The 22,693-nt window shown below is 67.2% G+C and carries 18 protein-coding genes; 4 read left to right on the forward strand and 14 right to left on the reverse strand.

Annotated elements, in window-relative coordinates; genetic code table 11:
- The first annotated feature begins 159 nt into the window (after window positions 1-159).
- Window positions 160-1,062, forward strand: a complete 903-nt coding sequence (locus tag C3B71_RS02335; RefSeq protein WP_108965891.1) for a hypothetical protein — start codon at window positions 160-162, stop codon at window positions 1,060-1,062.
- Between the two features lie 100 nt (window positions 1,063-1,162).
- Here C3B71_RS02335 and C3B71_RS15775 read toward each other — a convergent pair whose 3' ends face one another.
- The 12 genes from C3B71_RS15775 to eccD form a co-directional block, all read right to left on the reverse strand.
- A complete protein-coding gene (locus C3B71_RS15775) occupies window positions 1,163-1,312 on the reverse strand; it encodes a hypothetical protein (protein ID WP_159097619.1) in 150 nt (49 codons plus the stop codon).
- A complete protein-coding gene (locus C3B71_RS02340) occupies window positions 1,309-2,280 on the reverse strand; it encodes a hypothetical protein (protein WP_108965893.1) in 972 nt (323 codons plus the stop codon). Before C3B71_RS02340 ends, C3B71_RS15775 begins: the two co-directional genes overlap by 4 nt.
- A 229-nt stretch (window positions 2,281-2,509) precedes the next feature.
- Complete coding sequence (locus tag C3B71_RS02345) at window positions 2,510-2,758, reverse strand: hypothetical protein (RefSeq protein WP_108965895.1); 249 nt, start codon at window positions 2,756-2,758, stop codon at window positions 2,510-2,512.
- A 287-nt stretch (window positions 2,759-3,045) separates the two neighbouring features.
- A complete protein-coding gene (locus tag C3B71_RS02350; protein WP_108965897.1) occupies window positions 3,046-3,684 on the reverse strand; it encodes a DNA/RNA non-specific endonuclease in 639 nt (212 codons plus the stop codon).
- Window positions 3,685-4,450: 766 nt separating this feature from the next.
- Window positions 4,451-4,978 (reverse strand): hypothetical protein, encoded by a 528-nt coding sequence (locus C3B71_RS02355; protein WP_108965899.1) that lies wholly within the window; start codon window positions 4,976-4,978, stop codon window positions 4,451-4,453.
- Complete coding sequence (locus C3B71_RS02360; RefSeq protein ID WP_108965901.1) at window positions 4,975-5,940, reverse strand: hypothetical protein; 966 nt, start codon at window positions 5,938-5,940, stop codon at window positions 4,975-4,977. The genes C3B71_RS02355 and C3B71_RS02360 overlap by 4 nt, the downstream gene beginning before the upstream one ends.
- Window positions 5,941-5,942: 2 nt before the next feature.
- Window positions 5,943-8,909 (reverse strand): ADP-ribosyltransferase, encoded by a 2,967-nt coding sequence (locus tag C3B71_RS02365; protein ID WP_108965903.1) that lies wholly within the window; start codon window positions 8,907-8,909, stop codon window positions 5,943-5,945.
- Between the two features lie 70 nt (window positions 8,910-8,979).
- Window positions 8,980-9,291, reverse strand: a complete 312-nt coding sequence (locus tag C3B71_RS02370) for a type VII secretion target (protein WP_108965905.1) — start codon at window positions 9,289-9,291, stop codon at window positions 8,980-8,982.
- A complete protein-coding gene (locus C3B71_RS02375; RefSeq protein WP_073330024.1) occupies window positions 9,291-9,803 on the reverse strand; it encodes a YbaB/EbfC family nucleoid-associated protein in 513 nt (170 codons plus the stop codon). The genes C3B71_RS02370 and C3B71_RS02375 overlap by 1 nt, the downstream gene beginning before the upstream one ends.
- 84 nt (window positions 9,804-9,887) lie before the next feature.
- Window positions 9,888-11,462, reverse strand: coding sequence for a S8 family serine peptidase (locus tag C3B71_RS02380; protein WP_108965907.1), 1,575 nt, complete (start codon window positions 11,460-11,462; stop codon window positions 9,888-9,890).
- Entirely contained in the window at window positions 11,459-12,787 is a 1,329-nt protein-coding gene (eccB, locus tag C3B71_RS02385) for a type VII secretion protein EccB (protein WP_108965909.1), read from the reverse strand. The genes C3B71_RS02380 and eccB overlap by 4 nt, the downstream gene beginning before the upstream one ends.
- Window positions 12,788-14,098, reverse strand: coding sequence for a type VII secretion integral membrane protein EccD (eccD, locus tag C3B71_RS02390; protein ID WP_073330505.1), 1,311 nt, complete (start codon window positions 14,096-14,098; stop codon window positions 12,788-12,790).
- 438 nt (window positions 14,099-14,536) lie between these two features.
- On the opposite strand from eccD, the gene C3B71_RS02395 reads away from it, so the two are divergent.
- A complete protein-coding gene (locus C3B71_RS02395; protein ID WP_073330015.1) occupies window positions 14,537-14,869 on the forward strand; it encodes a WXG100 family type VII secretion target in 333 nt (110 codons plus the stop codon).
- Between the two features lie 53 nt (window positions 14,870-14,922).
- On the forward strand, window positions 14,923-15,213 hold the full coding sequence (locus tag C3B71_RS02400) for a WXG100 family type VII secretion target (RefSeq protein ID WP_073330012.1): 291 nt from the start codon (window positions 14,923-14,925) through the stop codon (window positions 15,211-15,213).
- A 185-nt stretch (window positions 15,214-15,398) separates the two neighbouring features.
- Here the strand turns inward: C3B71_RS02400 and C3B71_RS02405 are convergent, their stop codons facing one another.
- Window positions 15,399-16,904: an FHA domain-containing protein gene (locus C3B71_RS02405; protein WP_108965911.1), complete on the reverse strand. Its 1,506-nt coding sequence runs from the start codon at window positions 16,902-16,904 to the stop codon at window positions 15,399-15,401.
- Window positions 16,901-18,253 carry a hypothetical protein gene (locus C3B71_RS02410; protein ID WP_073330003.1) on the reverse strand — a complete coding sequence of 451 codons (1,353 nt, stop codon included), beginning with the start codon at window positions 18,251-18,253 and terminating at the stop codon, window positions 16,901-16,903. Before C3B71_RS02410 ends, C3B71_RS02405 begins: the two co-directional genes overlap by 4 nt.
- Before the next feature lie 219 nt (window positions 18,254-18,472).
- On the opposite strand from C3B71_RS02410, the gene eccCa reads away from it, so the two are divergent.
- Window positions 18,473-22,534, forward strand: a complete 4,062-nt coding sequence (eccCa, locus tag C3B71_RS02415) for a type VII secretion protein EccCa (protein ID WP_108969451.1) — start codon at window positions 18,473-18,475, stop codon at window positions 22,532-22,534.
- Window positions 22,535-22,693: the final 159 nt, after the last annotated feature.

Here is a 22,693-nt window from a genome sequence, read left to right on the forward strand (position 1 = left end):
ACCCACATGTCACGAACACGCTACGCCAGTTGTGTCCGGACTGTCACCGTTGTGCGGGCGCTGAAGGCGTGACATCTGCCTCGCCGCCGCGTCATCCCGGGGTTCCCGTCGACTAGCCCCGGTCGTTATCATGATCGTCCCGTGACAGAGGAGAGTGAGATGACGCAGCCGACACCGGGACGGGGGCAGGGCCAGGAGCCTCAGGTGCAGGGGCAAGGGCTGCGCCCGGGCGTGCAGGGTTACGGCCAGTACGGGCAGCCCGGCGGGTATGGAGCTCCCGAGTACGGCTCGGATGCCGGCGGGCAGGCGCTCGGGAGCGGTCAGTATGGGCACGTCCCCACGCAGTCCGGCTACGGTTACGTGCAGCCGGGCCCCCCGGCCGGCCAGGGGGCGACGACGCCGTCGGCCGGGCAGCCTTATCCTGCGGGTTTTCAGCAGCCGGGAATGGCGGGTGAGGAGCAGCCCCTGAAAGTTGAACTCGCCCCGATCCCGCTCTCGCAGGAGCGGCTCGTGCTCAAGTCCAACATCACGACATCCGGTGGCTTTGCCTTCTGGTTGACGGCGGGTTTCGGACTTGCCTGCCTGTACGGCGCCGGCTGGTACCTGGTGAATGAGCCGGACAGGATCGGCTACATGCTGGTGGCGCTGTTCGCGGGCCTGGCGTCGCTGGCTCTGGTCGTCACCATGGCGCGCAGTCACACCGTACTGGACGCGACCGGAATCCACCTGCATGTGTTCGGACAAACGCGCGACTTCCCCTGGCCGACCTCGCGCACCAGCCTGTTCGCCCGCGTGACGCTGGGGAAGGTGGTTAAGAGCGCGGATGCCTACATGGTGATGCCGGATGGACAGGCGGTGGCGCTGACGGGACTGTCCTGGATGGGGGCGTGGCCGCCGTCGCTGGAGGCTCGGGCCGTGGCCCAGTGCTCGCGGATCTGGGACTGGGCGGTGGCCCGCGGCTACACGCAGGAGACGCATGATTACATTCCGCTGTCGGGCGTCACCTGGCAGGCGCAGCAGGTGGTGCGTGAGAGTCAGGAGCGGCGTTACGGGCTGCGGTGATCGACGACTGCTATGAGCCGGTCCAGCATGTGCTGGTTCAGCTTGTCAGTGAGTTGATCAACCCGTCGTCCCGGCACTGCAGCATGTGCCGGGCTATTGCTCATGCGATTGGTGCTGCGAAGCGGGCGCAGTAGGTGGGGTCTACCGGGGGTGTTTGGCCCTGGGCGTTGGTGATGGTGGTGGCGACGGCGCGTTCGAAGCGTTCCTGGGGCGTGGGCTGGTCGGGAACGGGCTGGTTTGGCGTGGTCATTGGCTGGTGTCCTCCTGGTCCGGGCCGCTTTCGGATTGTTGGCGCTCCTGCATCCTACGAAAAGTGAACATGGCGGCAATGCCCTCGGACTGCCGGTAGTACCGACGGTTTGGTGCGGGCTTGATCCATGGCTGGGGCCGGTAGGGCAGGATCGGATCACCGTCCCTCCACCAGGGGCCGAACAAGGCGTGGTCGGTGGCGACCCGTGCCGGGACGGGTTCGGCGGAGGGGACAGTTATCGGGCTGCCCGGGTCGGTTGGGACGGCGGGCAGTGGCGTAAGGGTCACGGGAAGCCACAGGACCGGGAGCCTGATCTCCATGGCGTTTAGGTCGGTGGGCCAGGGCTCTGCATCGGTGCGTGAGGCCGCCCATGCCCGCCCGTAGTACTCCAGCACGAATGTGGTCTGGCCTGCAGGGTTGGTGGTGCGGAATAGTCCTACGATCCAGACGTCCTGATCCGACCGCTCCAGCCCGTAGTCCCACCGATCGGCGTCTATTTCTGTCCGGTCGGCCTGGTCGGTGTCGAGGCGGATGCTGGTCGAAAAGCCTCGACGCAACCGAAGGCTGTAGGTGGGAGGAGTCTTTACCGGCGATAGGACCTCATCGGCCCAACGCGGCTTGCTGGGCGGGACCCGACGCACCCGCGTACCGCCACGCTGATCCTCTAATGCGACGTATTCTGTCTGTGCGTGGCGCAGCCGGTTGCGGCGCCAATTCTCGGCGTCACGTTCTTGGGACTCCTGATCGGTCATGCCTTCGTAGTCGATGGTGCCGTCTTCAGGACGGGTGGGGTACCAGCGTCGGTCCCAGTGCTGGTCCTCAAGATCATCGGGGATCTGTCCCAGCCCCAGACGTGTGGACTCGGACTGGTCAATGCGCAAATGGTCTTTGATGACACCGAAGCGGAGGTCTCTGATGTCGCCGGTGAATGGACGGCGCACCCCATCGTCGCCAATCAAATCAAACATGGCTGTGCGGCTCTCCCGGTTTGAGGGCGTAGAGGCTCCCGCGCGGGGCTGCGATGTGTGGTCGTTGGGCGCGAGGGAGCGATGTCGTTGTCGGGTTGGGCGGCGGTGGGACGCCGCCCAGTGCCATGTGTATCGCTCAGGCACGTCCGTATTCCCAGGCGACGTTGCCGATTCTGGGCTTCCTAATCTCAATCGGTGATATAGGTCGACGCCCGCAAAACGGCTGTGGTCAGTCGCCGCGTTCCTGCTCGCGCTTGCGGCGGTAGTTCTCTCGACGACGTGCATTGCGCTCCTGGCGTTTGAGTTCGGCCTCGTAGCCCTTGCGCAGCCAGTCCGGGATGAACTCATTGTCACGCGGATACAGATCCAGCTCAATCCAACAATCCCGCGGTCCCGGGGGGCCACCATCAGGTTCGTCGAAGATCGGCTCGCGCATCCAGTCGCTCTCCTGGTGCAGCACCCCGTCGGCGGCATCCATCCACAAGTGGCACCACGTCCACGCACCACGACCAGGCAACGCCTGCGCGTGACGAAGATCGCCGAATGGTAGTCGTGTACCGTATGGGGGTATAACCCTATTCGTGGTTCCGTCAACAGTTAACTGTGGGTCGTACTGGCTGGTTCGACCAATAGCGTTGATGACTATTTCGGTATGGGATGCTCCAGCATGCTGTATCCAGTTTTGGATAGTTTCTTCTAATTCTCTAATGATGCACTCTGTCGACTTTATTTCCCTTGGCGTCATTCTTGGCCCTCTTCTTGTGTTCACCGGTTTTCAAAGCGTCTTGGAACTCTAGAAATGCCATTCGCGTCCTGTGAATGTACTTCCCAACGTGTTGGTACTCTATCAACCGGGTTGACGTCGCTGAGACGGTTGACGGAGTCGGCGTTGGCTGGTGGGCCGTCGTACTCGATGCGGATGTCGATGTTCCTGTAGTTGTCCGGGTTAGCGGCGACCTCATACTCAAACCGTCTATAACTTTTCGGGTAGGTGCCGTTGGTCCCGCGGTTGACGTCCTTGTGCATGGGAGCCTCGTTGAGATCCTCGGGCCCGCCTCCGCTCTGCGAACCAACCATGTGCCCACCATCATAGGTGTCCTTGGCGATTCCGTCCCCGTAGTGGCCGATCCGCTGCTGCACGGACTCGGACCGATACCGCAGGCTCTGGTCGACCACATCCATGCGATCGACTTGGATGCGTACGGTGCGACCCCAGGGGTCGGTGGTGTAGTGGAACTTGCCGTCCACCGTATAGGTGGCATTAGGCAGCGGATCCTTCAGGTCCGGGTTCATCGGGGACACGCCGTCGTGGTCCCACCACGTCTGGCGCAGAGCCGCGGACTCGGTCTCCACGTGCACGATCTCGCCCTGCTCGTTGGTGTAGAACCTGCCGCGTTCGGCCACGTCGTAGCAGGTGTTCGGTTGCAGGTCGACGCCGTCACCGAAGGGCTTGGTCGTCTTAGGTGCCAGTGGGCTGTCGGCTCCAACTGTGACGTTGTGCTTGATGTCGGGCCGGTGCTCCTGGTTAAAGGCATCCTGACCCGGGTCATAGTGCTGCTTGCCGTCCCCGGCGTCAGGCGAGTCCTTCGCATCTGCAGAATCAGCATCCGAGGTCGACTCGCCGTGACGGTCATTGTCGGCCTCGTGCTGACCGTCCTTGTCGGCAGCGCCGTCCTTCGCGTGGTCGTTGTTGGTGTCGGTGTCGCTGTTGTGGGTCGTGTCGGGGTCGGGTGTGTCGTCGGTTTTGGGTGTGGGGTTGTGGCCTCGGCTGCTGCGGCGTTCGAGTGGGAGTTGTTGTCTTCCGGGTCCCTGCGAGCAGACACGGATTCGGGTTCCTGGCCCTTGGGGTGCTCGGGGTCCGGCGATTCTGGATCCCGGGGGTGCTGGTCGGGGGCCTGTTTGCCGTGCTCGTCGGGTTGATGCTGCTGTGGGCTGTGATCGCCAGGCCGGTTGCCACCCGGGTCGGCGTCAGCATCGGACCGGCCGTGAGTGTCGGTGCCTGTGTTGTTGGGGTTGGTGTTCCCGGGGTCGCTGGTGCGCGAGAGTCAGGAGCGGCGCTACGGGCTGCGGTGATCGACGACTGCAATGAGTCGGGTGCCGGGTGCTGGTTCAGCTTGTCAGTGAGTTGATCAACCCGTCAGCCCGGTACTCCAGCATGTGCCGGGCTGTTTCATGCGATTGGTACGGCGAAGCGGGCGCAGTAGGCGGGGTCTACCGGGGGTGTTTGGCCCTGGGCGTTGGTGATGGTGGTGGCGACGGCGCGCATGAGTTGGGCGACGGCGTCATTGGTGAGCTGGCTGGCCCACTGCTGGTCGTCGGTGGGCATGAGCTGCTCGATCAGTTCGACGGTGTGTCCGGCGACCTGGAGGAAGCGGCCGGTGTACAAGACGGTCCCCGGCAGGAGCGCTACCTCCTGGGCCTGGGGCACGGCCGATACCGGCCCCACATCCCTTCCGGTATGTACCACGACGACGGCGATGCCGGGGCTGGTCATTCCTGCGGTGGCTACCACGAGGTCACGGCTGGTGGCGGTGATACCCCGGGGCACTACCACTCCTGGCTGGGTGCCGGTCGGGCTGGTAATGCCGCGGAAGGTGACCGCCCCGGTGGGCGGCAGCTCGCGCAGTCCCGCGACGGCGCGCTCGAAGCGCTCCTCGGCCGTGGGCTGATCGGGCCCGGGCTGATTGGGTGTGGTCATTGGCCGGCGTCCTCCTGGTTGCGGTGCATCTCCTGTTCCCTTTGCTCTTGTGCCTTCCGGTAGGAGCGCTTGGCTTTGTGGCCCAGTGCTTGTCGGTAGTGTTCACGGTTTGGGGCTGGTTTAACCCATGGTTGGGGCCGGTATGGCAGGATCGGCTCTCCATCCTTCCACCAGGGGCCGAACACGGCATGATCGGTGGCGACTTGGGCCGCGACGGGCTCGGCGGATGTGGGGATGGATACTGGGCTGCCCGGGTCGTTGGGGATGGTGGGCAGCGGTGTCAGGGTCACGGGCAGCCACAGCGTCAGAATGCTGAGTTCACTGGCGTTCAGGTCGGTGGGCCAGGGGACGCCGTCGGTGCGGGCCGCCGCCCATGCCTGCCCGTAGTACTCCAACACCAAGGTGGTCTGGCCTTCAGGAGCGTCAGTACGGAACAGTCCCACAATCCAGGCATCCTGCTCCTGACGGTTAAGCCGGTCATACCACTGGTTTACGTCGGGCTCAGGCTGGTTGGCGTCGAGGCGGATGCTGGTCAGAAAGCCCCGACGCAACCGGAAGCTGCAGGTGGGCGGGAGCATCTTCAGCCCCGTCGGGTCATCCGCCCAGCGGGGCCTTTTCGGCGGGACCTGGCGTACACGGGTCCTGCCGCGCTCGTCCTCGGTGACCGTGTAATGCAACTGTGCGTGGCGCAACCGGTTGCGGCGAAGATTCTCCGCGTCGCGTTCTTGGGACTCCTGGGTGGTTATACATTCGTAGTCGATGGTGCCGTCCTCAGGGCGGGTGGGGTACCAGCGACGGTCCCAGTACTGGTCCTCCAGATCGTCAGGGATCTGCCCCAGCCCCAGGCGCGTGGCCTCGGCCTGGTCAATGCGCAAACGGTCTTGAATGACGCCTGGGCGGAGATCACGGATATCGCCGGTGAACGGCCGACGCACCCCATCATCATCGATCAAATCAAACATGCTTACACCTCCGTCATCTTCACATAGAGTATACCATCTGCGCCGACACTGGACTCGGTCACTTTGAACGTAGTGCCTGGTCGGAAAAGGATTTCCGCTTCACCCTTGTGGGCCGAGAACGGATTGACGTCCACTCCGCTGTGTCCTTCGATGGTGAAGACGACGGCATTATTGCTGTTGTCCTTGAAGGTGTCGGCTATGTTGCCCTCCTTCGATGAGCTCAGGAATCCTTGGTCGACGTATTCTTTTGCTCCGTCCTTAAGTGAATGGTAAACGTCGTCTGGGAGATTGGTTCCGCGGTAGGTTGTCCCTGGAACGGGGGGCAATTCGTCCATGCCCTTGAGCGTATTGTCGATACGCGCCTGGACCTCGGGAGTAAGCGGGGCGTCGGGTGATCCTCGCAGTGCTGGATTCATTGTGCTGTACCCGTTATTTGTCGTGTAGTCATAGGTGCCGATGACTCCGTCCCTGGAGAGCCCGGTGGCTGCGGAGGTCTCATCCGCCCACCTGGCAACCTCTGGATCGTTGTACGCGTAACGGGGAGTGTCGAAAGTCTCCTGAGGCGGTGTCGGAACATCCTTTTTGTCGAAGTGGACGTGTCCGTCGGAGTCTGAGGGAGGCTCGCTATCGTGTGCATCGTGGGAGCTGGCCTCCCCGTCGTCGTTCGAGTGGCTGGATGTGGTGTCGGTGTCGGGTGTGTCCTTGTGGTTGCCGGTGGGGTCGGGTGTGTCGTCGGTTTTGGTGTGTGGGGTTGTGGTGTCGGCTGCTGCGGCGTTCGAGTGAGAATTGTTGTCTTCCGGGTCCCTGCGGGCAGACACGGATTCGGGTTCCTGGCCCTTGGGGTGCTCGGGGTCCGGCTCCTGGCCCTTGGGGCGCTCAGAATCCGGCGACTCCGGATCCCGGGGGCGCTCGGGGTCCGGCTCCTGGCCCTTGGGGCGCTCAGAATCCGGCGACTCCGGATCCCGGGGGTGCTCGTCGGGTTGATGCTGCTGTGGATCTTGGTCGCCGGGCCGGTTGCTACCCGGGTCGGCGTCAGCATCGGACCGGCCGTGAGTGTCTGTGTCGGTGCCTGTGTCGTTGGGGTTGGTGTTCCCGGGGTCGCTGTCGGAGCCGGTCTTACCGTCACCGGTGTCGTTGGCGTGTTGGGTGTCAGGCCGGTCACTCTCGGGGGCGCGCTCGGAGTGCGGGTTGCTGGCGTCCGGGGTGTCGGTATCGGGACTGCCGGTGCGCGAGGGGTGCGGGCCGGCGCTGTCTCCTGTGGGTGTGGGCTGGTCCGGGCGCTCGGGGTGGCCGGTGTCCTGTCCGGTCTCGGGGCTGGATCCGTCGCGGGTGGTGGTGTCGGGCTGGTCGGCGTCGGTGCGTGCGGGCGTGGTTTCGGCATCACGGCCGGCAGGCTCGGTGTCGTGTTGTGCGGGCCGAGAGCTGTCCGCGTCGGCGCCGTCACCGGTGTGGGTACCGTCGGCCTCAGCCGGGGCGTTACCAGAGTCGGCGCGCCCAGTGTCGGTGTCGTTTGTGCGGCTGGACCCGGAGTCAGGGTCGCCGGCCTCGGCCCGGCCGGTGTCCGCCTCGGGGCTGCTGGTGCGAGCGCCCTCCGGGCCACTGCTGCCCGCCCGCGAGGTGTCTCCGGTAGCACCGGCGTCGGCGCGCGTGGTGTCGGCGTGTGTCGTGTTGTGGGCAGAGGAGGGGGCACCGGCGGTGTCGCCGTGGATGGGGTCGATGCCGTGGTAGCTGGCATCGGTCGTCGGGACCGCCGGGGTGGTGGCGGGGGTGTCGGCTTGCGGGGTGGTGGTGCCGGCCCGGGTGTGGCTACCACCAGCGGCATCAGCCATGCTCGCGGACGCCGGGGTCGAGGACGTCGATGCTGCTGGGGACGAGGGCGTTGTACCGGTGGTGTCGCCGTGGATGGGGTCGATGCCGTGGTAGCTGGTACCAGACCCGCCGGAGCTGCTGCCTGGGCTACCCGCGCCGCCGGAACTACTGGTGCTGGTGGTGCTGTGGCCGCCGCCGGCGGAACTGGTGGTGGAGTGGCTGGAGCTCGTACTGGTGGTGGAGTGGCTGCTGGTAGTGGAAGTGCTGTTGCCCCTGCCCCCCGAAGTGCTGGTGTGGGCTGCGGTCAGGGTGGTGGTGTGGTGCTTGGGGGTGGAGCCGCTCATGTGGTTCTTGATGTCGCGGCCCACCTGGGTGCCCTTGCTCTCGGCCCAGTCGGACAGGTCGAGCTTCTTCAGGCCGTTCATGAGCTTGGTGACGCCCGGCTCGATCTTCTTCAGCAGCTCGGACAGCGCCTCGAAGGAGTTGACCAGGTCCTTGGCCTTGGAGGCCAGCATGCTGACCTTGTCCGCCACCCAGGTGCTGATCTGGCCCGCCACCACCGGGGTGGCCAGGCCGAGGGAGAAGATCTCCTCTGCGGCCGCCTCGAAGAACATGCCGATCGCCTCGGAGATCGCGTCGCGCACCATGTCATGCACGAACTGCACGATCGCCGCGGAGATCTCTAATCCTTTGGCGATGTTCGCCGCCGCAGCCGACATGGCATTCATACCGCCGGCCAGCTTGCCCGCGCGGGTTCTCCACGCGTCCGCGGTCTGCCCGGCCTGGTCGGCCATGTCCGCGGTGAGGTAGTCGTTCAGGCTCGTGGCCTGCTGGGTGTAAGCGTCAGCGATGTTCGTCCAGGTCTGCGACCCGGCTATCACCGCGTCCGCGTCACCGGTGAGCTGCTCCAGCATCTCATCCAGTGGGGAGATGTGCTCAATGATCCAGCCGACGACGATGCTGACTCCGGCGGCGATCGGGTTGGTGACGGTGAAGAGCACGTCCCCGGCCAGACCCACACCGGCCAGGCTCCCCTGCACCCACGAACCTTCGCCGATGGCCTGGCTCAAATCGGAGATGTCCTCGCCAACACCGGTACCCGCCCAAAATGACGACTCCGACTCCTGCTGCGCGGCAACCAGCGGGTTAGCAACAGTCACGACAGACCTCCAGGGGGTGAGCTAATTACGAAAAACAGGTGATACGGCGGGTGTGTGGGGTGGGACGGGGTCAGACCGCCGGGTAGGTGTTGTTGGCGTCGGTGGCCGCCTGGGAGTCGGTCTCCTCGAAGTCGGTGGCCACGCTCCGCAGGGTCTGCGCGTCCTCGTCCAGCTGTCCGCTGAGCGTGGCGGTGCCCGAGTCGAAGGCCAGCTTGGCGATCGCGTAGGCCGGGGCGAACAGCGGCGTACATATCACCCCGAAGGGCAGGCCGCTCAGGGCGGCGTCCGAAGCCTGGTCGATGGTGTCCAGTCCGTCGCCTACCGAGGCGACGTGCCCGGCGTGGGTGCGCCACACCTCCGGGGAGATCTCCAGGTCAGCCATCACCAACCACCCCTGAAGCCACGCCCGTCATCGCCCTGCCGCAAGCTTCCTAACGAACCGGTCGGGTCGATCAGGCCCGCACCCCGCGGGGCGGTCCCAGGCCGCCGGCCCGACCCCGACTGCGACTGCGAAGCCCCCTCGTCCTCGCCGCCGGTGTAGGCCTGCCGGACTCGCTGTGCAACCGCCGAGTCCTCACCCCACACATCCGCGGCCATTTGGGCCGTCTTCTCGCCCGCACGCGCGGACGCCTTCTGGACCGCCCGCATGATCGCCGCGGCCAGATCGCCGGGCGTGAAGTCCATTGCCGGCTCGCGCAGCTTCAAATCGACCAGCCTGCCGGCCGCATCCACCGTCACGCTGATAGCCCGATCCCGGCTCACCTCGGTCTCGCGCAAAGACTCCACCTGCTTCGCCAGACGCTGGGAGGCCTCCGCACGCTCCTGCGCCTGACGCACCCAGCCATCAATATGCGCATGCGCCCGCGACGCGGCGTCATCGATCTCGTTGGCCACCGAAACTCCTCCTCATGCGTGTAACCGAAATGGAACATACCAAACCTGCAACGCCACTTACCAGGTGCACGCGTGGGTAGTTCTTCACTTGCGTGCCGCGGCTCGCGGTGCTCTACCTCCCGCCTTGGACGCCACCAGGGGCAATATCAGCGCGATGGTGCCCACTGCGCCGACGCTCGCCGCCAGCCGCCGCCGTCGAGCCGGCGCCGGGTCGGGGGACGGGGGCGTGGCCATGGCCACCGCCGGGGTTGCCCTTGTGGTACTCCCGCGCGGATTGGCGGGTCCGAGTGCCGTGCCATCGTTGACGAACTCGATGGCCGCGTAGGGCGCCACCAGCCCCCAACCGGTGTTGGCGTTGCGCTCCGCCGGGGAGGTGCGCAGGGCGGTGACGGTGAGTCGGTACGCCCAGTCCGCCGGAGACTCCGTCCCATGAGCCTCCGCCACCAGGGCCGCCGCGGCGCCCGCGTATCCGGTGGCCAGGGCCGTGGACGGAGCCTGCTGAGAGACCACGCAGTCGCCGTCGCCGAAGAATGCGGTCAGCACCGACTGCGCCGGGACGGCGAGGTCGACGTCGTCGCCGTGCAGCACGGCGTCGGAAACCGCGCCCGCGGAGTCCAGGGCGGTGACACCGAGGACACCCTCATAGGCGGCGGGATAACGGGTCGTCGAGTCCGCCTCGGCAGCTTCCGTGCCGGCGGTGCCGATGGCATCCGCAGTGGGCTGCGCGGAAGCATTGGCGGCGGATGACTCCTGCGGCTGGTCGCCGGTGGAGGCAACGACGAGCGCCCCGGCTGCGGTTGCATGCTCCACCGCCGCGGCCAGCTCTGCGGAGCCCTCGCTCAGCGCGCGCGGCACCACGATGATCGTGGCTCCGTTGTCCGCGGCCCAGACGATGCCCGACGCGGTCTGGTCGGCGCGTGGGCCCGTGCCGGCCTCAACGGCGGCCTCCGAGGTGTCCGTCAGCACCCGCACCGGCATGATCGCGGCGTCGTGTGCCAGCCCGGTCAGTCCTGACCCGGAGACGGCGCGCCCGCTGATCACCCCGGCGACGGCGGTGCCCAGGCCGTCCACGTCCGTGGTCGCCTCTCCGGTTCCGGTCAGGTCCACGCCGTCGACGAGCGCGTGGGTCAGGTGCGGGTTGGTTGCGTCCACACCGGAGTCGACGACGGCGACGACGACGCCCTGCCCGGTGGACACGGTCCACGCCTGCTCCGCACCGATCTGTGCGATCACCGACGGCGGGGTCTGCACGAGCGCCGTTTGTCCGCGTTCGCAGTCGGCGACCTCGGTCGCGGTGGTCGGGGTTGGGGCAGTGGTGGGCGTGGGGTCCGGCGTCGGCTCAACCGCTTCGGTGGCCTCTGGCGTGGGCTCCGGCTCCGTGGTCTCCTGGGCGACCGGCTCCTCTTCTGGTGCCTGCGGGGTGGGCTGCGGCTGCGGCTCCGCGGTTTTCTCGGTGCGGGGAATCGTGTTGCGGGCTACGAAGCCGTCGGTCTGAACCGTCGCGGGCGTCTCATCCGCGGACGCCATGCCGCCGGCCGGAAAACCAGCCGCTAAGCCGACTGCGACGATTGAGGACAGGGCGAGCACTGCGCCCAGGCGCCTGCGCCGGTGCGAGTGCCGCAGATCGGTGAACCTGCCGGAAGTGCCGGTGCGGATCATTCCTCGGTGACCCCCTCCCAGACCGCTTCTCGGGAGAGCTCAGTGCCTGTGGGGAACAGGGCCAGCCACGGTGAGGGGACCGTGGCGATCTGCTCCTCCGTGTACCCCAGCCGCTGCACCGTGTCGCTCGGGTCCCCGCCCAGGCCCCAAGCACGGCCCGCATCGGTGATCAGGAAGACCGGTCCCATGGTGCCGCCGGACACCGAACGCACCAGTGCCCCCGTGCCGCCGGCAACGCTCACTCCGCCCGTGGTGATTGCGTCGGCAGAGGCGAGAGCGGTCTGTGACGCATCGCCGGTGGAACTCGCGCCGAGCACGGCACATAGGGAGTCGTCTTCCGAAAGAGCGGTGTCCAGAGACTCGGGCCAGTCCGACGGTGCGCCACCGCTGGTGGATACACGCGTCAGATCGGAGACCCCGACCTCCTGGATCGGAGTGTCCGCTCCCTCGCCGAGTTGGTACATGGTCACCGCCACCTCACTGAGGCGGCTCAGGCTGCCGTCCTGCTGCACGACGTAGTACCGCTCGGCACCCGAAGCGTCGGTAACCGACAGCAGCATGCCCGCGACCGGGTCGGTTATCGCCGCGGACAGGCCGTTCACGGGGGTGCCCGCACCGGGGACGGAGAACGGTTCCAGCGTGCTGCCACGCGCGAATAGGTTGAGCCAGGTGGCGTCGACGGCGACGACGGGCTCCGATTCCAGCCCCAGCGCCAGCAGCGTGGTACTCAGCTGATCGGCAGGGATCTCGTGGCTGACGCCGTCGGCCACCAGATAGGTGGTCTCGCCGACCGACACCAGCGCATGCTGCACGCTGCTCAAGCCGGCGGGGGAGGAGCCCAGGTAGGTCATGGTGGTCCCGTCCGCCGTCGAGCAGGCCGACCATCCGTCCGCCACCAGCCGGTCGGCCTCGGGCAGGTGCTCCGGGGCGTCGTCGATCCCCACCTTGCTGCCGCGCTCAATGCCGTCGAGGACGGAGGCGTCAACGGAGACTTCCTGGAACGAACCGGTCTCGGACAGCAGCATGGCGCTGGCCAGGTTGGTGACCGGCCGCAATCTGCCGTTGATCGTCAGGTAGCGGGCACCCTCGCCGTTGACCACCACCAAGGTGTTGTTCTCCCATCCGTCCGGCAGGGAACTGATGAACAGTCCGGAGACCCAAGACACCAGCAGGATTACCAGTGACAAGGCGATACCACCGATTAGCGGACGTGTCACGCTGCGGGGCTCAAGCTCGCGGCCCCCGGGGGCACCGGCGACGAATACGGTGACGAGGCGACGGCGGTTGAACCGCTGCGCATCCAGGATGTCCTTATTGGAAGCCACCTACAACACCTCGCAGGCCAACGCCGCCAGCGGCAGGATGGTCAGCAGCACGATGATCTCGGCAGCGTCGGCGACGCGGGCCAACTGTGGCCGGTACGTCGGACCGAGCACATTCAACAGCAGCACAACAACCCCGACGGCACCAACGACAGCTGTCACCGGTGCCACCAGGTCGGTGCGGCTGACCGCAACCGTTACCACCACTGTCGCCAGGATTCCCATCCCGCCGACGATCCCCGCCACGACGTCGGCGCGCGAGCGCACCGCCCGGGTGCCCAGCAGCGAGGCGACGGCGATGGCGGTGGCCAGGGCGGTGCCGGCCCAGCCCTGGGACATGAGCGAGGGGACGCTTAGCAACACGATCAGCGAGCAGGCGATACGGGTGGATAGCACCAGGCCGCGAGAGTTCATCACTCGAGCCGTAAGGGACGGCGCGACCTCCATGTCCGGCTCCGGTCTGATCGAGTCGATGCGATCGGGCAGGCGTACGTCGATCGGCACGGAGGCAAGCGCCAGCCACGGCGCAAGCAGAGACAGGACCGCGGCGCAAGCGGACACGATCGCCAGCATGTGTGGTAGGGGCTGATGAGCGAGCTCGGTTCCGAACCCGACGCTGATCAACGCGACCCCGGCCACCACCGGTCCCGCGACGAGCGGACGGTCATTGCCGAGCAGCGGGATGCAGGCGAGCACAGTCATCGCCAGGGCTGCGCCGGCAAACGCCAGGCGCAGGCCACTGGGTGAGGCGACCACTTCCGAGTAGCCGGTGTAGGCCGCGACGGCGACCAGCGCTCCCGCGGTGAGCACCAGCGCCCAACCGTGCGTCCTGCCGAGCCGCTTGAGCGCGTATGCGGCCAACACCAGCACCAGAGCCGCCGTCGCCGCGGCCACGGGCGCGAACAGGCCCGGACCGTCCTGCCGCAGCAGCAGCCCTCCGGCGACCAAGAACATCACACAGGTGGAGACTACGGACATGGTGGTGGAGTCCGCGGGACGCCACGCGACCTCCTGCCGCTCAACCGCCGTCGCCACCGCTTCCACGAGGTCGTCATAGCGGGCGGCCTCATCCGGGTTGCGCACTTCCAGGGTGAGCACACTGCCGGCCGCCACCCGTTGCTCCTCCAAGGACCGCGAGTCCTCCAGGCCGATGCCGGCTGCCGTGACCAGCCGCATGCCGTAGACCGCCCCGTCGGGCTCCAATGCGTCCAAGCGTTGCGCGAGGGATGGCAGGACCTCTGCCAGGGGTAGGTTCGCAGGCAGCGACACGTCGGCCGGGATGCCGCGATATATCACAGTGGCGGGCACTGTCATCACGCCGTGTACGGTACTGCTCGACTGGCTCAAAGGCACTCTCCTGCGACGGGAACGACCTGCGGGCAAGTCGGAAGAGGTCGGCGCCGGTGACACGTCATCCGATGCCGCCGCGCGGGGAGGACGCGGCTCCCGCCTGCCACGGGGAGGACTGTGCCATCGTGGCACATCTGGGCCTCCGTGTCACGGCGGCGTTAATGCCGCCGTTCTGCCGGGATGGGTATTTCTACCCACCGCAGGTGGCGGTGTTTGAGTGCGAGATTGGTTAAAACCGTAGACAACGGAACGTGTGGAGGGGTTAGTCTTGGTCCGTTACCGAACCTCCTCCGGGATGTGTCGCGGTGGTTACCGCGGTCACAGCGGATGAGGGCGGAACGGCGCTCGCGGTCCTCTGCTCGGCGCCAGACTCTGCACCACACCTGAGAAAGGTCACAGACCATGAGTACTAACCTCGCAGCCGGGAGCGGCACCCTAGCCAATGCCGCAAACGTCGTCGCCACCCATCGCGGCCAGCAGGAGAGCATCCTGCGCAACGTGGAGAACGCCGTCCAGGAGCTCAGCCCCGGCTGGAAGGGGACTGGTGGGGCGGCCTTCACCGCGGCGACCAACCAGTGGCTGCAGGACGCCCGCAGCATCGTACGGGTACTCAGCAATTTCGAGTCCGGGCTGCGGAACACCGACGCCGCCTACCAGAACACCGAGGAGGAGACGGCGTCGAACGCCCAGAGCCTCGGGGCCAACTCGCAGGGCTACCACGGGATGATGGCCTGATCCCGCAGGCTTACAGCTAGCTCACACCACGCTTACGACTTAGGAGAGTAACTATGACCGACATGCTGGTGAACTACGGATCGATGTCCGCCGCGGCCGAGGCCCTGACTCAGGCGTCCTCGGCGATGAGCTCCGACCTGGAGGACATGGACGCGGAACTGCGCCCGACCCAGTCCGACTGGAGTGGTGAGGCGCAGGCCCAGTACACGGCTGCCAAGGCGCAGTGGAACCAGTCGCTCCAGGACATGAACGCGCTGCTCGCGCAGCTGGGCGCACACGTGACCTCGTCCTCGGAGAACTACAACGCTACCGACGTGCGGGGGCGGGCCAACTTCGGAGGCTGAGCCGACCTGCCGCCGTTTTCAGCGGGCTGGTTCGTCCAGAACCATTGGAGTTCTGGACGAACCAGCCCGTTCTTGGTTGTCGGGCTCTTCGTGTTTGTGGGCGTGGGGGGTTCGGAGCGGTAGGCCGCTGTGTGGTGGTCGTGTTTGGGCGCGAGAGGACGACGTCGGGATGGCGATGACCGTTGTTACGACCTCTGCGCGCGCCTGGCCCGCCGGCTCGCCTCAACGGTGACTTGCACCTGCTCGGCCAGCACCACGACGCCTCCCCGCCCCAGCGGTGTGCGGACGCCGGGTTCCAGAGGGACTCGCGTGCCATTCGCCCGCAATATCATGCTGCCGTTCGCAGACCCGAGATCCTCCGCCCAGGGCCCGCCGCCGGCCACACCGATGCGCAGGTGCGAACGGGAGACGGCCGTGGAGGCATCCAGCGCTAGGAGCTGAACGTCGTCGTCGGCCAGTCGCTGTGGATCGCGTCCGAGGATGCACTGCCCTTCAAGCGGTAGCCATCGGGTCGAATCAATGACGATGTGGTACAGCGGTGGAGACGTGGCGCCGGACGAGTTTGCGGTGCCAGTGGCTGAACTCGCAGTTGTAGGTAGCTGCGTGGTGGGAACCGGACCGGTGGCGGCGGGGTCGAGCGCCGGGCCGGGGGCGGATTCGCGTGGCGTCCCGGTGCCGCCGGGCGGGAAGGACTGTGGCAGCTGCGCAGGCGGAGGCGGAGCAGGACTCGCAGCGGGCTGCGGTCGCGGCGGGGTGGACTGCACATCAGGCGGTGGGGCGTCGGGCGAGTGCAGCGACGGTGAGGTAGCTGAGGCGTACGAGGCCGCCGTGGACGGAGCGCCCGGGACGATGGGCGGGGTCGGAGCCGGGCCGGACGCTTGTGATGGGCCGTATTCGGCCTGTCGACCATACGCCTGCCGACCATATGTCTGCGGCTGTTGGCCATATGTCTGCTGGCCATACGCAGGTGCAGGGATAGCGGGGTCTGCGGGCAGGGCGGGCTCGGCCGGCGCCGCTGCGGGCCCCGGTGCCGACGCAGGCATGGGCGCGAAAGACGTTACGGGTTCCGGCGCGGACTGTGCCTGCGGCGCGGGTTGTGTCGGCGGGGCGGTGTAGAGATTCGCTGCCTGCGCGGGCTGTGTCGGCGGGGTGGGTTGTGTCGGCGGCGCGGTGTAGAGATTGACCGTCTGCGCGGACGTTTGCCGACTGGCCCGCCTGGTCCTGGTGCTGGTTCGGGTGATCGAGTCGACCAGCGACTTCCGCCCCCCGGCACCGGTGCCCCCGCTCGTGGCGCTCGGGGTGCGGCGTTGGATCGGCAGCAGCGGCGTCAGCAGAACCCGGGCCAGAGCCGTAGCGATGCCCGGTGTCTTCCCCACCGAGGATGCCGCGGATGCGGACATGACGGCCAGGCCCGGGGTGCGTCCGAGCGTGGCCAACAGCAGCGCCATGACGACCACGATTTCTCCGGCGATGATCCACGCCAGCACCGTCCAGTCCAGCACCAGGTGCACCAGCACTGCGGGAACCAGCACCAGCAGGACGTCGACGAGCGCGACCGCGATGGACTCTGGGACGTTGAGCGGGCGGCCGGTGCTCGGATCAGGGCGCGATGGGGCCGCCTGCGATGGATTCCTCCGTGGCGACTCGACTTGGGGCGTTTGTGCCTGGCGGACTACCTCGAATTGACTCACAGTTGCCTCATCACTTCTATCAGTCCGGCTGCGACCACCGCGGTGGGGAGTATCAGGAAGGCAGAAAGCCGTTCGAACACGTCGCCTAGGCGTCCCCACCACGCCGATCGTCTGAGCAGGGTGAATGCGCCGACCAGGCTCAAGGCGCCCCCGATCGCCAGCACCGCGCCCGCCGCGACCCACGGTTGAACCGCTTGCGTCGCTGCCGCCACCAGCGCGCTGAGACAAATGGCGATGCATGCGAACATCCGCGGAATAATGCGGGCAGCGTGCGAGCGGGCGGTGCGCGGCCGAAGCGTGAGCAGTGCCAGCGCAAAGATGATCTCTGCCCGTGCCCCCCAGGCCTCGATTCCGTGGCCTACCGCTACTCCGGTGACAGCGGGTAAGCACGCTGCGACCAGAGCGCCCAAGGCGATCTCAAGTGCGACAGAGACGGCTTCGGCGTCGGCAACGGTGCGCCGGGTGCGGGCGCGGGTGACCTGAACCGGGGGAGCCGTCGTCGGAGCACGTACCGACTGCCCCGCAGCCCTCTGCCCGGTCATGTCCAGGAGCTGTCGATCCGGCACCGAGGCCAAGGCGGCCCCTGAAATCAGCAGACCGCCGAGCGCCGCCAGCGCGGCCGTCAACAGCGCCAGCGTTGTGGCCGAGATCCCCAGCGCAGCGCCGACCGTCACCACCGTCGCCGCAGCGGCCCAGGTCGCCGCGGCGACGGCGTCGCTTGGGCCCCTGTGGCGCAGCCACAGTGCCATGGCCGTAGCCGCTGCGCCCCAAAGCGCAACGAGGGTCGCCAGCAGCGCCCAGTCCGGGTTGGTGGGAGGAACTAGCAGGGCACTCATGCTCGCACCCAGCAACGGAAGTGACAAAGTGAACAGTGCCGCCGATGTAGGCGTACAGGATGCGCGTTGTGGCAGCCCGAGCGCCGCTAGCAGCGCGAGCAACATCACAGCGGCCGTCACGCGGACGGGTAGCGACAGCACAGATGTTCCGGTGAGGATCCCGGCAAATACGAAGGCGAGCATCAGCGCGGCTAGCAGAACCGCCGTCGCCTCCGCCAGCCAGAACGGGGGACGTACTGCCGCCCAGGACGCTGGACGCGGATGCGTCGTCGCCCGGCCGTTAGTGTCCACTGCATCGGTGATCACCAACACCGATCCCTCGGCCACGTCCTGTCCGATCAACCCACCGGTCTCGATCGGAAGGCCCGACGGCGTGGCGATGGCCGCCGGACGAGCGTCCGGAACAATGCGTTGGGATCCCAACAGTTCGTCGACGCTCGTGCCCGGTGCGGCCGCAACGTCAACCGCGCCGCCCTCGTGGACGAGGGTGACATGAATGGCCGTTGCGCTCATACGCCTCGCTGCTCCGAGTATGGGGTGGCCCGTTGGGCCGCCCGACGGAAGGTTACTAACGCGGTTACTCTAGGTGCAGATAGCATAACGACGCGACGGGGTGGGCCTTGTGGCAAGGCTCGCCCCGTGCCGCCGGCCCCAGACTCGGACGGAACTGCCTCGATGGCGGCCCTCCGCCAAATGGTGCCGGAACACGACCGGAAGGTGCCCGCCCACCCCATGAATGCCAACAACAATCAGTCCCCAGAGCCCGCCGGCGGGACTATCGAGGTCAAGGCCCCGCCCGACACCATCGCCCCGCAGGACGCCACCAGCGTCCTTGCCTCCGTCTTGCCGCTGACCGGCTCCATGGGCGTGATGGTGTTCATGGCGATCTCCAACAGCTCCAACACGCGGATGCTGCTCATGGGCGGAGGCATGGTGGTGGCGATGCTGTCGATGGTGGCCGCCAACATCTACCGGCAGATCCGCCAGCATCGGGGCAACGTCACCGACCAGCGCCGCGAGTATCTGGCATACCTGTCGGAAATGCGCGAGACGGTGCGCAACGCGGCCCGGCAGCAGCGCGCCGAGTCCATACGCAGCTTCCCCGACCCGGTCTCTCTGCCTTATTTCGCCCAGTACGGGCAGCGCGTCTGGGAACGCAGCGAAGCTGCCGATGATCCGCTGGCGGTGCGTTTGGGGCGGGGAACGGTGAAGTTGTCCGCCGAGCTCAAGGCCGAGAAGCTCGATGCGCTGGCCAAGCCGGACCCGGTGTGCCTCTCGGCAATGACTCGGTTCGTGTCTACCCACGGGGAGGTCGACGGGGTGCCATGGGTGGTTTCGCTGGGCAACCTCTCCCGCGTGGAGGTGGTGGGGGAGGGGAGCGTCACGCGCGCTCACACCCGGGCACTGCTCACCCACCTGCTTGCGATGACGCCTCCGAGCCTGTTACGCGTGGCGGTACTCGCCAGCGAGGAGAATCTTCCGGAATGGGACTGGATCAAATGGGCGCCGCACGCCTGGTCCGACTCGGTTAGGGACGCCGTCGGCCCGGCACGCCTGATCGCCACCGACCTCGACCAGCTCTTGGACAAGCTTCCCGAGGGGCTGGAACACCGGGGGGCCTTTTCCGCCGGTGCAGGCGAGGGGCCCACGCCCCACGTCATCATCGTCGTCGACGGCGGTCGGCTGCCCGATACCTCCCCGCTGGGCTCAGCCGCGGGAGTACGCGGCGTCACCATTGTTGATCTGCCCGCCGAGTGGGGACTGCTGACCTCCCCGACGACGCTGCGTCTCCTGCTCTACCCGCCCCAGCCGGGCGGCGCGGGCGACGCCGACGGGTCGGTCACCGTGCCCATGGAGATTGCCGTCGTCGGCCAGGACCCCGTTCCACTGGCGGCGGACATGCTTGACCCGACCGCGGCTGAAGCGGTGACTCGGCGTCTGGCGGCCAGGTTCACCGAGGTTGGGGAGGACGCTGCCGCCGTCCCCGTGGGCATCTCTGACCCCAAGCGCTCCGCGGACCTGTTGGACCTGCTGGGCCTGGGAGACGTGCGGGACATTGATCCGGAGCGGTGCTGGACGCCGCGTCTGGGCGACGACAGGCTGCGGGTTCCCTTCGGCGTCACGCCCGAGGGCACTCCCGTGGTGTTGGACATCAAGGAGTCGGCGCAGGGAGGCATGGGCCCCCACGGGCTGCTGGTGGGGGCAACCGGATCCGGTAAGTCAGAAGTCTTGCGCACCCTTGTCCTGGCGCTCGCGCTGACGCACTCGCCCGACCAGCTCAACTTCGTGCTGGTGGACTTCAAGGGCGGTGCCACCTTCGCAGGCATGTCCGAACTGCCACACGTGTCCGCCATGATCTCCAACCTCGAGAACGAGCTCGGTTTGGTCGACCGCATGGAGGAAGCGCTGCGCGGGGAGATGAACCGCCGCCAGGAGATCCTGCTCAAGACGGGCAACTACGCCAATGTCTCCGACTACGAGGCCGCTCGCCGCGCGGGCAAGCACAATGGCGAGCCACTGCCCGCACTGTTCGTCATTCTTGACGAGTTCTCCGAGCTGCTCGCCGCCAAGCCCGACTTCATCGAGGTATTCGTCGCCATCGGCCGTCTGGGCCGTTCCATGCAGATCCACCTGCTGCTGTCCTCACAGCGCCTGGAGGAGGGGCGCCTGCACGGCCTGGAGTCCCACCTGTCCTACCGAATCGGACTGCGCACCTTCTCTGCCTCGGAATCGCGCACCGTCCTGGGCGTCACCGACGCATACGACCTGCCGCCCTACCCGGGAGTCGGCTACCTCAAGAGCGACACCCGCACCATGACCCGGTTCCGGGCCGCCTATGTGGCAGGGCCGCCGCCGGAGCGCGCCGCGGCCACCGGACGCGCCTCGGAGCGGCCGGAGCTCCCGGCCGCGAGCAGCCCGGGGCGCGGTGACACCGGTCCGCTGGTGCTGCCCTTCACCGCCCAGGAGATCCCGCTGCCGCCACAGGCACAGCAAGCAGAGCCCGAGCCGACGTCGGAGCAGCAGGTGCCGGAGACGTCCGCAAAGGACGCCACCTACGCCGACATGTCCACCATGGACATCGCCGTGGCGCGCATGACCGGTCACGGCAACCCGGCGCATCGGATCTGGCTGCCGCCGCTGGACGTCCCCGAGACCTTCGACTCGTTGATCGACGACCTGGCGGTCGACCCCGAGCTCGGACTGATCTCCCCATCATGGCGAGCTCGTGGCGACCTAGTGGTACCGCTGGGTATCACCGACGTGCCGCTGGAGCAGCGGCGCGACCAGTACAGCGTGGACTTGTCCGGGGCGGGCGGCCACGTGGGCGTCGTCGGCGGTCCGCTCTCCGGCAAATCCACCGCTCTACGATCGTTGCTCATGGGCCTGGCGCTGACCCATACACCCACCGAGGTCCAGTTCTATGTGATCGATCTGGGCGGCGGGACCTTCTCCACGATGCTCGACCTGCCGCATCTGGCCGGCGTGGGCACGCGTGACGACCCCGACATCATCGCCCGCATCGTGGCGGAGATCGAAGCGATGCTGGTTGACCGTGAACGCTACTTCAAGGCCAATCGGATCGACTCGATCCAAACCTATCGACGCCGGCGCGCCGCCGGTCAGGCCGACGACGGCTACGGTGACGTCTTCCTCATCATCGATGGCTGGTCCGTGCTCAAGACGGACTTCGAGAACATCACGGAGCGCGTGCAGGCGATCATGACGCGGGCGCTCGCCTTCGGCGTGCACCTGGTCATTTCCGCGGGCAGGTGGATGGAGATGCGTGCCGCGATCAAGGACGCCCTCGGTACCCGGATCGAACTGCGTCTGGGTGAGCCCTCCGATTCCGAGATCAGTCGCCCCGCCGCCAAGGCGGTGCCGACTGGCCGGCCTGGACGGGGGCTGGACCCCGCCGGGCGGCACATGCTGCTTACGCTCCCGCGAGTGGACGGCGAGCACGATCCCGCCACGCTCTCCGAAGGCGTCGGCCACGCGTGCCGCACCATCGCCGATGCTTATCAAGGACCGGCCGGACCGAAGCTGCGGCTGCTGCCGACCCGCATCGACCTTGCCGAGCTCCAGGCCCTGGTGCCCGCCGAGGATGGCCCCGTCATCGGGATCAACGAGGCCCGCCTGGAGCCCGTCACCCTCGACATGCGGCAGGAGCCCCACCTGATCGTGCTGGGCGATGCGAAGAAGGGCAAGTCATCCTTCCTGCGTGCCCTGATGGCCGAGCTGACCCGCGATCGCACCCCGAATGACCTGCGCATCCTTCCGGTCGACCCGCGTCGCTCCCTGCTCGGCGACATCCCCGAGGAGTTCATGCTCACGTATGTGACCCTGCGCGATCAGGCGGCCAAGGAGATGACGGATCTGGCGGAGTTTCTCAAGCAGCGCCTGCCCGGTCCGGAGGTGACGCCGGAGCAGTTGCGTACCCGCAGTTGGTGGAACGGCCCCGAGGTATACATCCTCGTGGACGACTACGACCTGATGACCACCGGCCAGATGAATCCACTGCTGCCGCTCCAGGCCCTGCTGCCCCAGGGGCAGGACATTGGCCTGCACCTGGTGTTGACTCGGCGCACGGGCGGGGCCAGCCGCGCCCTGTTCGAGCCCTTGGTGCAGACGCTTAACGACCTTTCCACCCCCGGGATCATGTTGCCCGGCAACCCTGACGAGGGGCCGCTACTCGGGCGTCAGCGTCCCAAGCCGGGGCCGGCCGGGCGTGCCAGCCTGATCACCCGCGACTCGGTCCAGTCCGTCCAGCTGGCCTGGTCCCCGCCGACGGCGTGAGCCGCCAACCCCCCGGCCTAGCGCCTTGTGACGCATCGCCGGGACGCTGCCAGAGGCGGTCGTGCCCGCCAGCCCCGGCTCGCGCCTCGTGGCGACACGCCTCCCGGCTTGGGCATGCCGGCGGGTGTCTTGGGCGGGGCGCTGACCGGGGCGGGACCG

The sequence above is a fragment of the Actinomyces sp. Z16 genome (assembly GCF_003111765.1).
In the GTDB taxonomy this organism is placed as follows: Bacteria; Actinomycetota; Actinomycetes; order Actinomycetales; family Actinomycetaceae; genus Actinomyces; species Actinomyces glycerinitolerans.

Coding starts and splice junctions, on each gene's coding strand:
- C3B71_RS02335 (WP_108965891.1), top strand. CDS start 160: ATGACGCAGCCGACACCGGGACGGGGGCAGGGCCAGGAGCCTCAGGTG.
- C3B71_RS15775 (WP_159097619.1), bottom strand. CDS start 1,312: ATGACCACGCCAAACCAGCCCGTTCCCGACCAGCCCACGCCCCAGGAA.
- C3B71_RS02340 (WP_108965893.1), bottom strand. CDS start 2,280: ATGTTTGATTTGATTGGCGACGATGGGGTGCGCCGTCCATTCACCGGC.
- C3B71_RS02345 (WP_108965895.1), bottom strand. CDS start 2,758: ATGGATGCCGCCGACGGGGTGCTGCACCAGGAGAGCGACTGGATGCGC.
- C3B71_RS02355 (WP_108965899.1), bottom strand. CDS start 4,978: ATGACCACACCCAATCAGCCCGGGCCCGATCAGCCCACGGCCGAGGAG.
- C3B71_RS02360 (WP_108965901.1), bottom strand. CDS start 5,940: ATGTTTGATTTGATCGATGATGATGGGGTGCGTCGGCCGTTCACCGGC.
- C3B71_RS02370 (WP_108965905.1), bottom strand. CDS start 9,291: ATGGCTGACCTGGAGATCTCCCCGGAGGTGTGGCGCACCCACGCCGGG.
- C3B71_RS02380 (WP_108965907.1), bottom strand. CDS start 11,462: ATGATCCGCACCGGCACTTCCGGCAGGTTCACCGATCTGCGGCACTCG.
- eccD (WP_073330505.1), bottom strand. CDS start 14,098: ATGACAGTGCCCGCCACTGTGATATATCGCGGCATCCCGGCCGACGTG.
- C3B71_RS02395 (WP_073330015.1), top strand. CDS start 14,537: ATGAGTACTAACCTCGCAGCCGGGAGCGGCACCCTAGCCAATGCCGCA.
- C3B71_RS02400 (WP_073330012.1), top strand. CDS start 14,923: ATGACCGACATGCTGGTGAACTACGGATCGATGTCCGCCGCGGCCGAG.
- C3B71_RS02410 (WP_073330003.1), bottom strand. CDS start 18,253: ATGAGCGCAACGGCCATTCATGTCACCCTCGTCCACGAGGGCGGCGCG.
- eccCa (WP_108969451.1), top strand. CDS start 18,473: ATGAATGCCAACAACAATCAGTCCCCAGAGCCCGCCGGCGGGACTATC.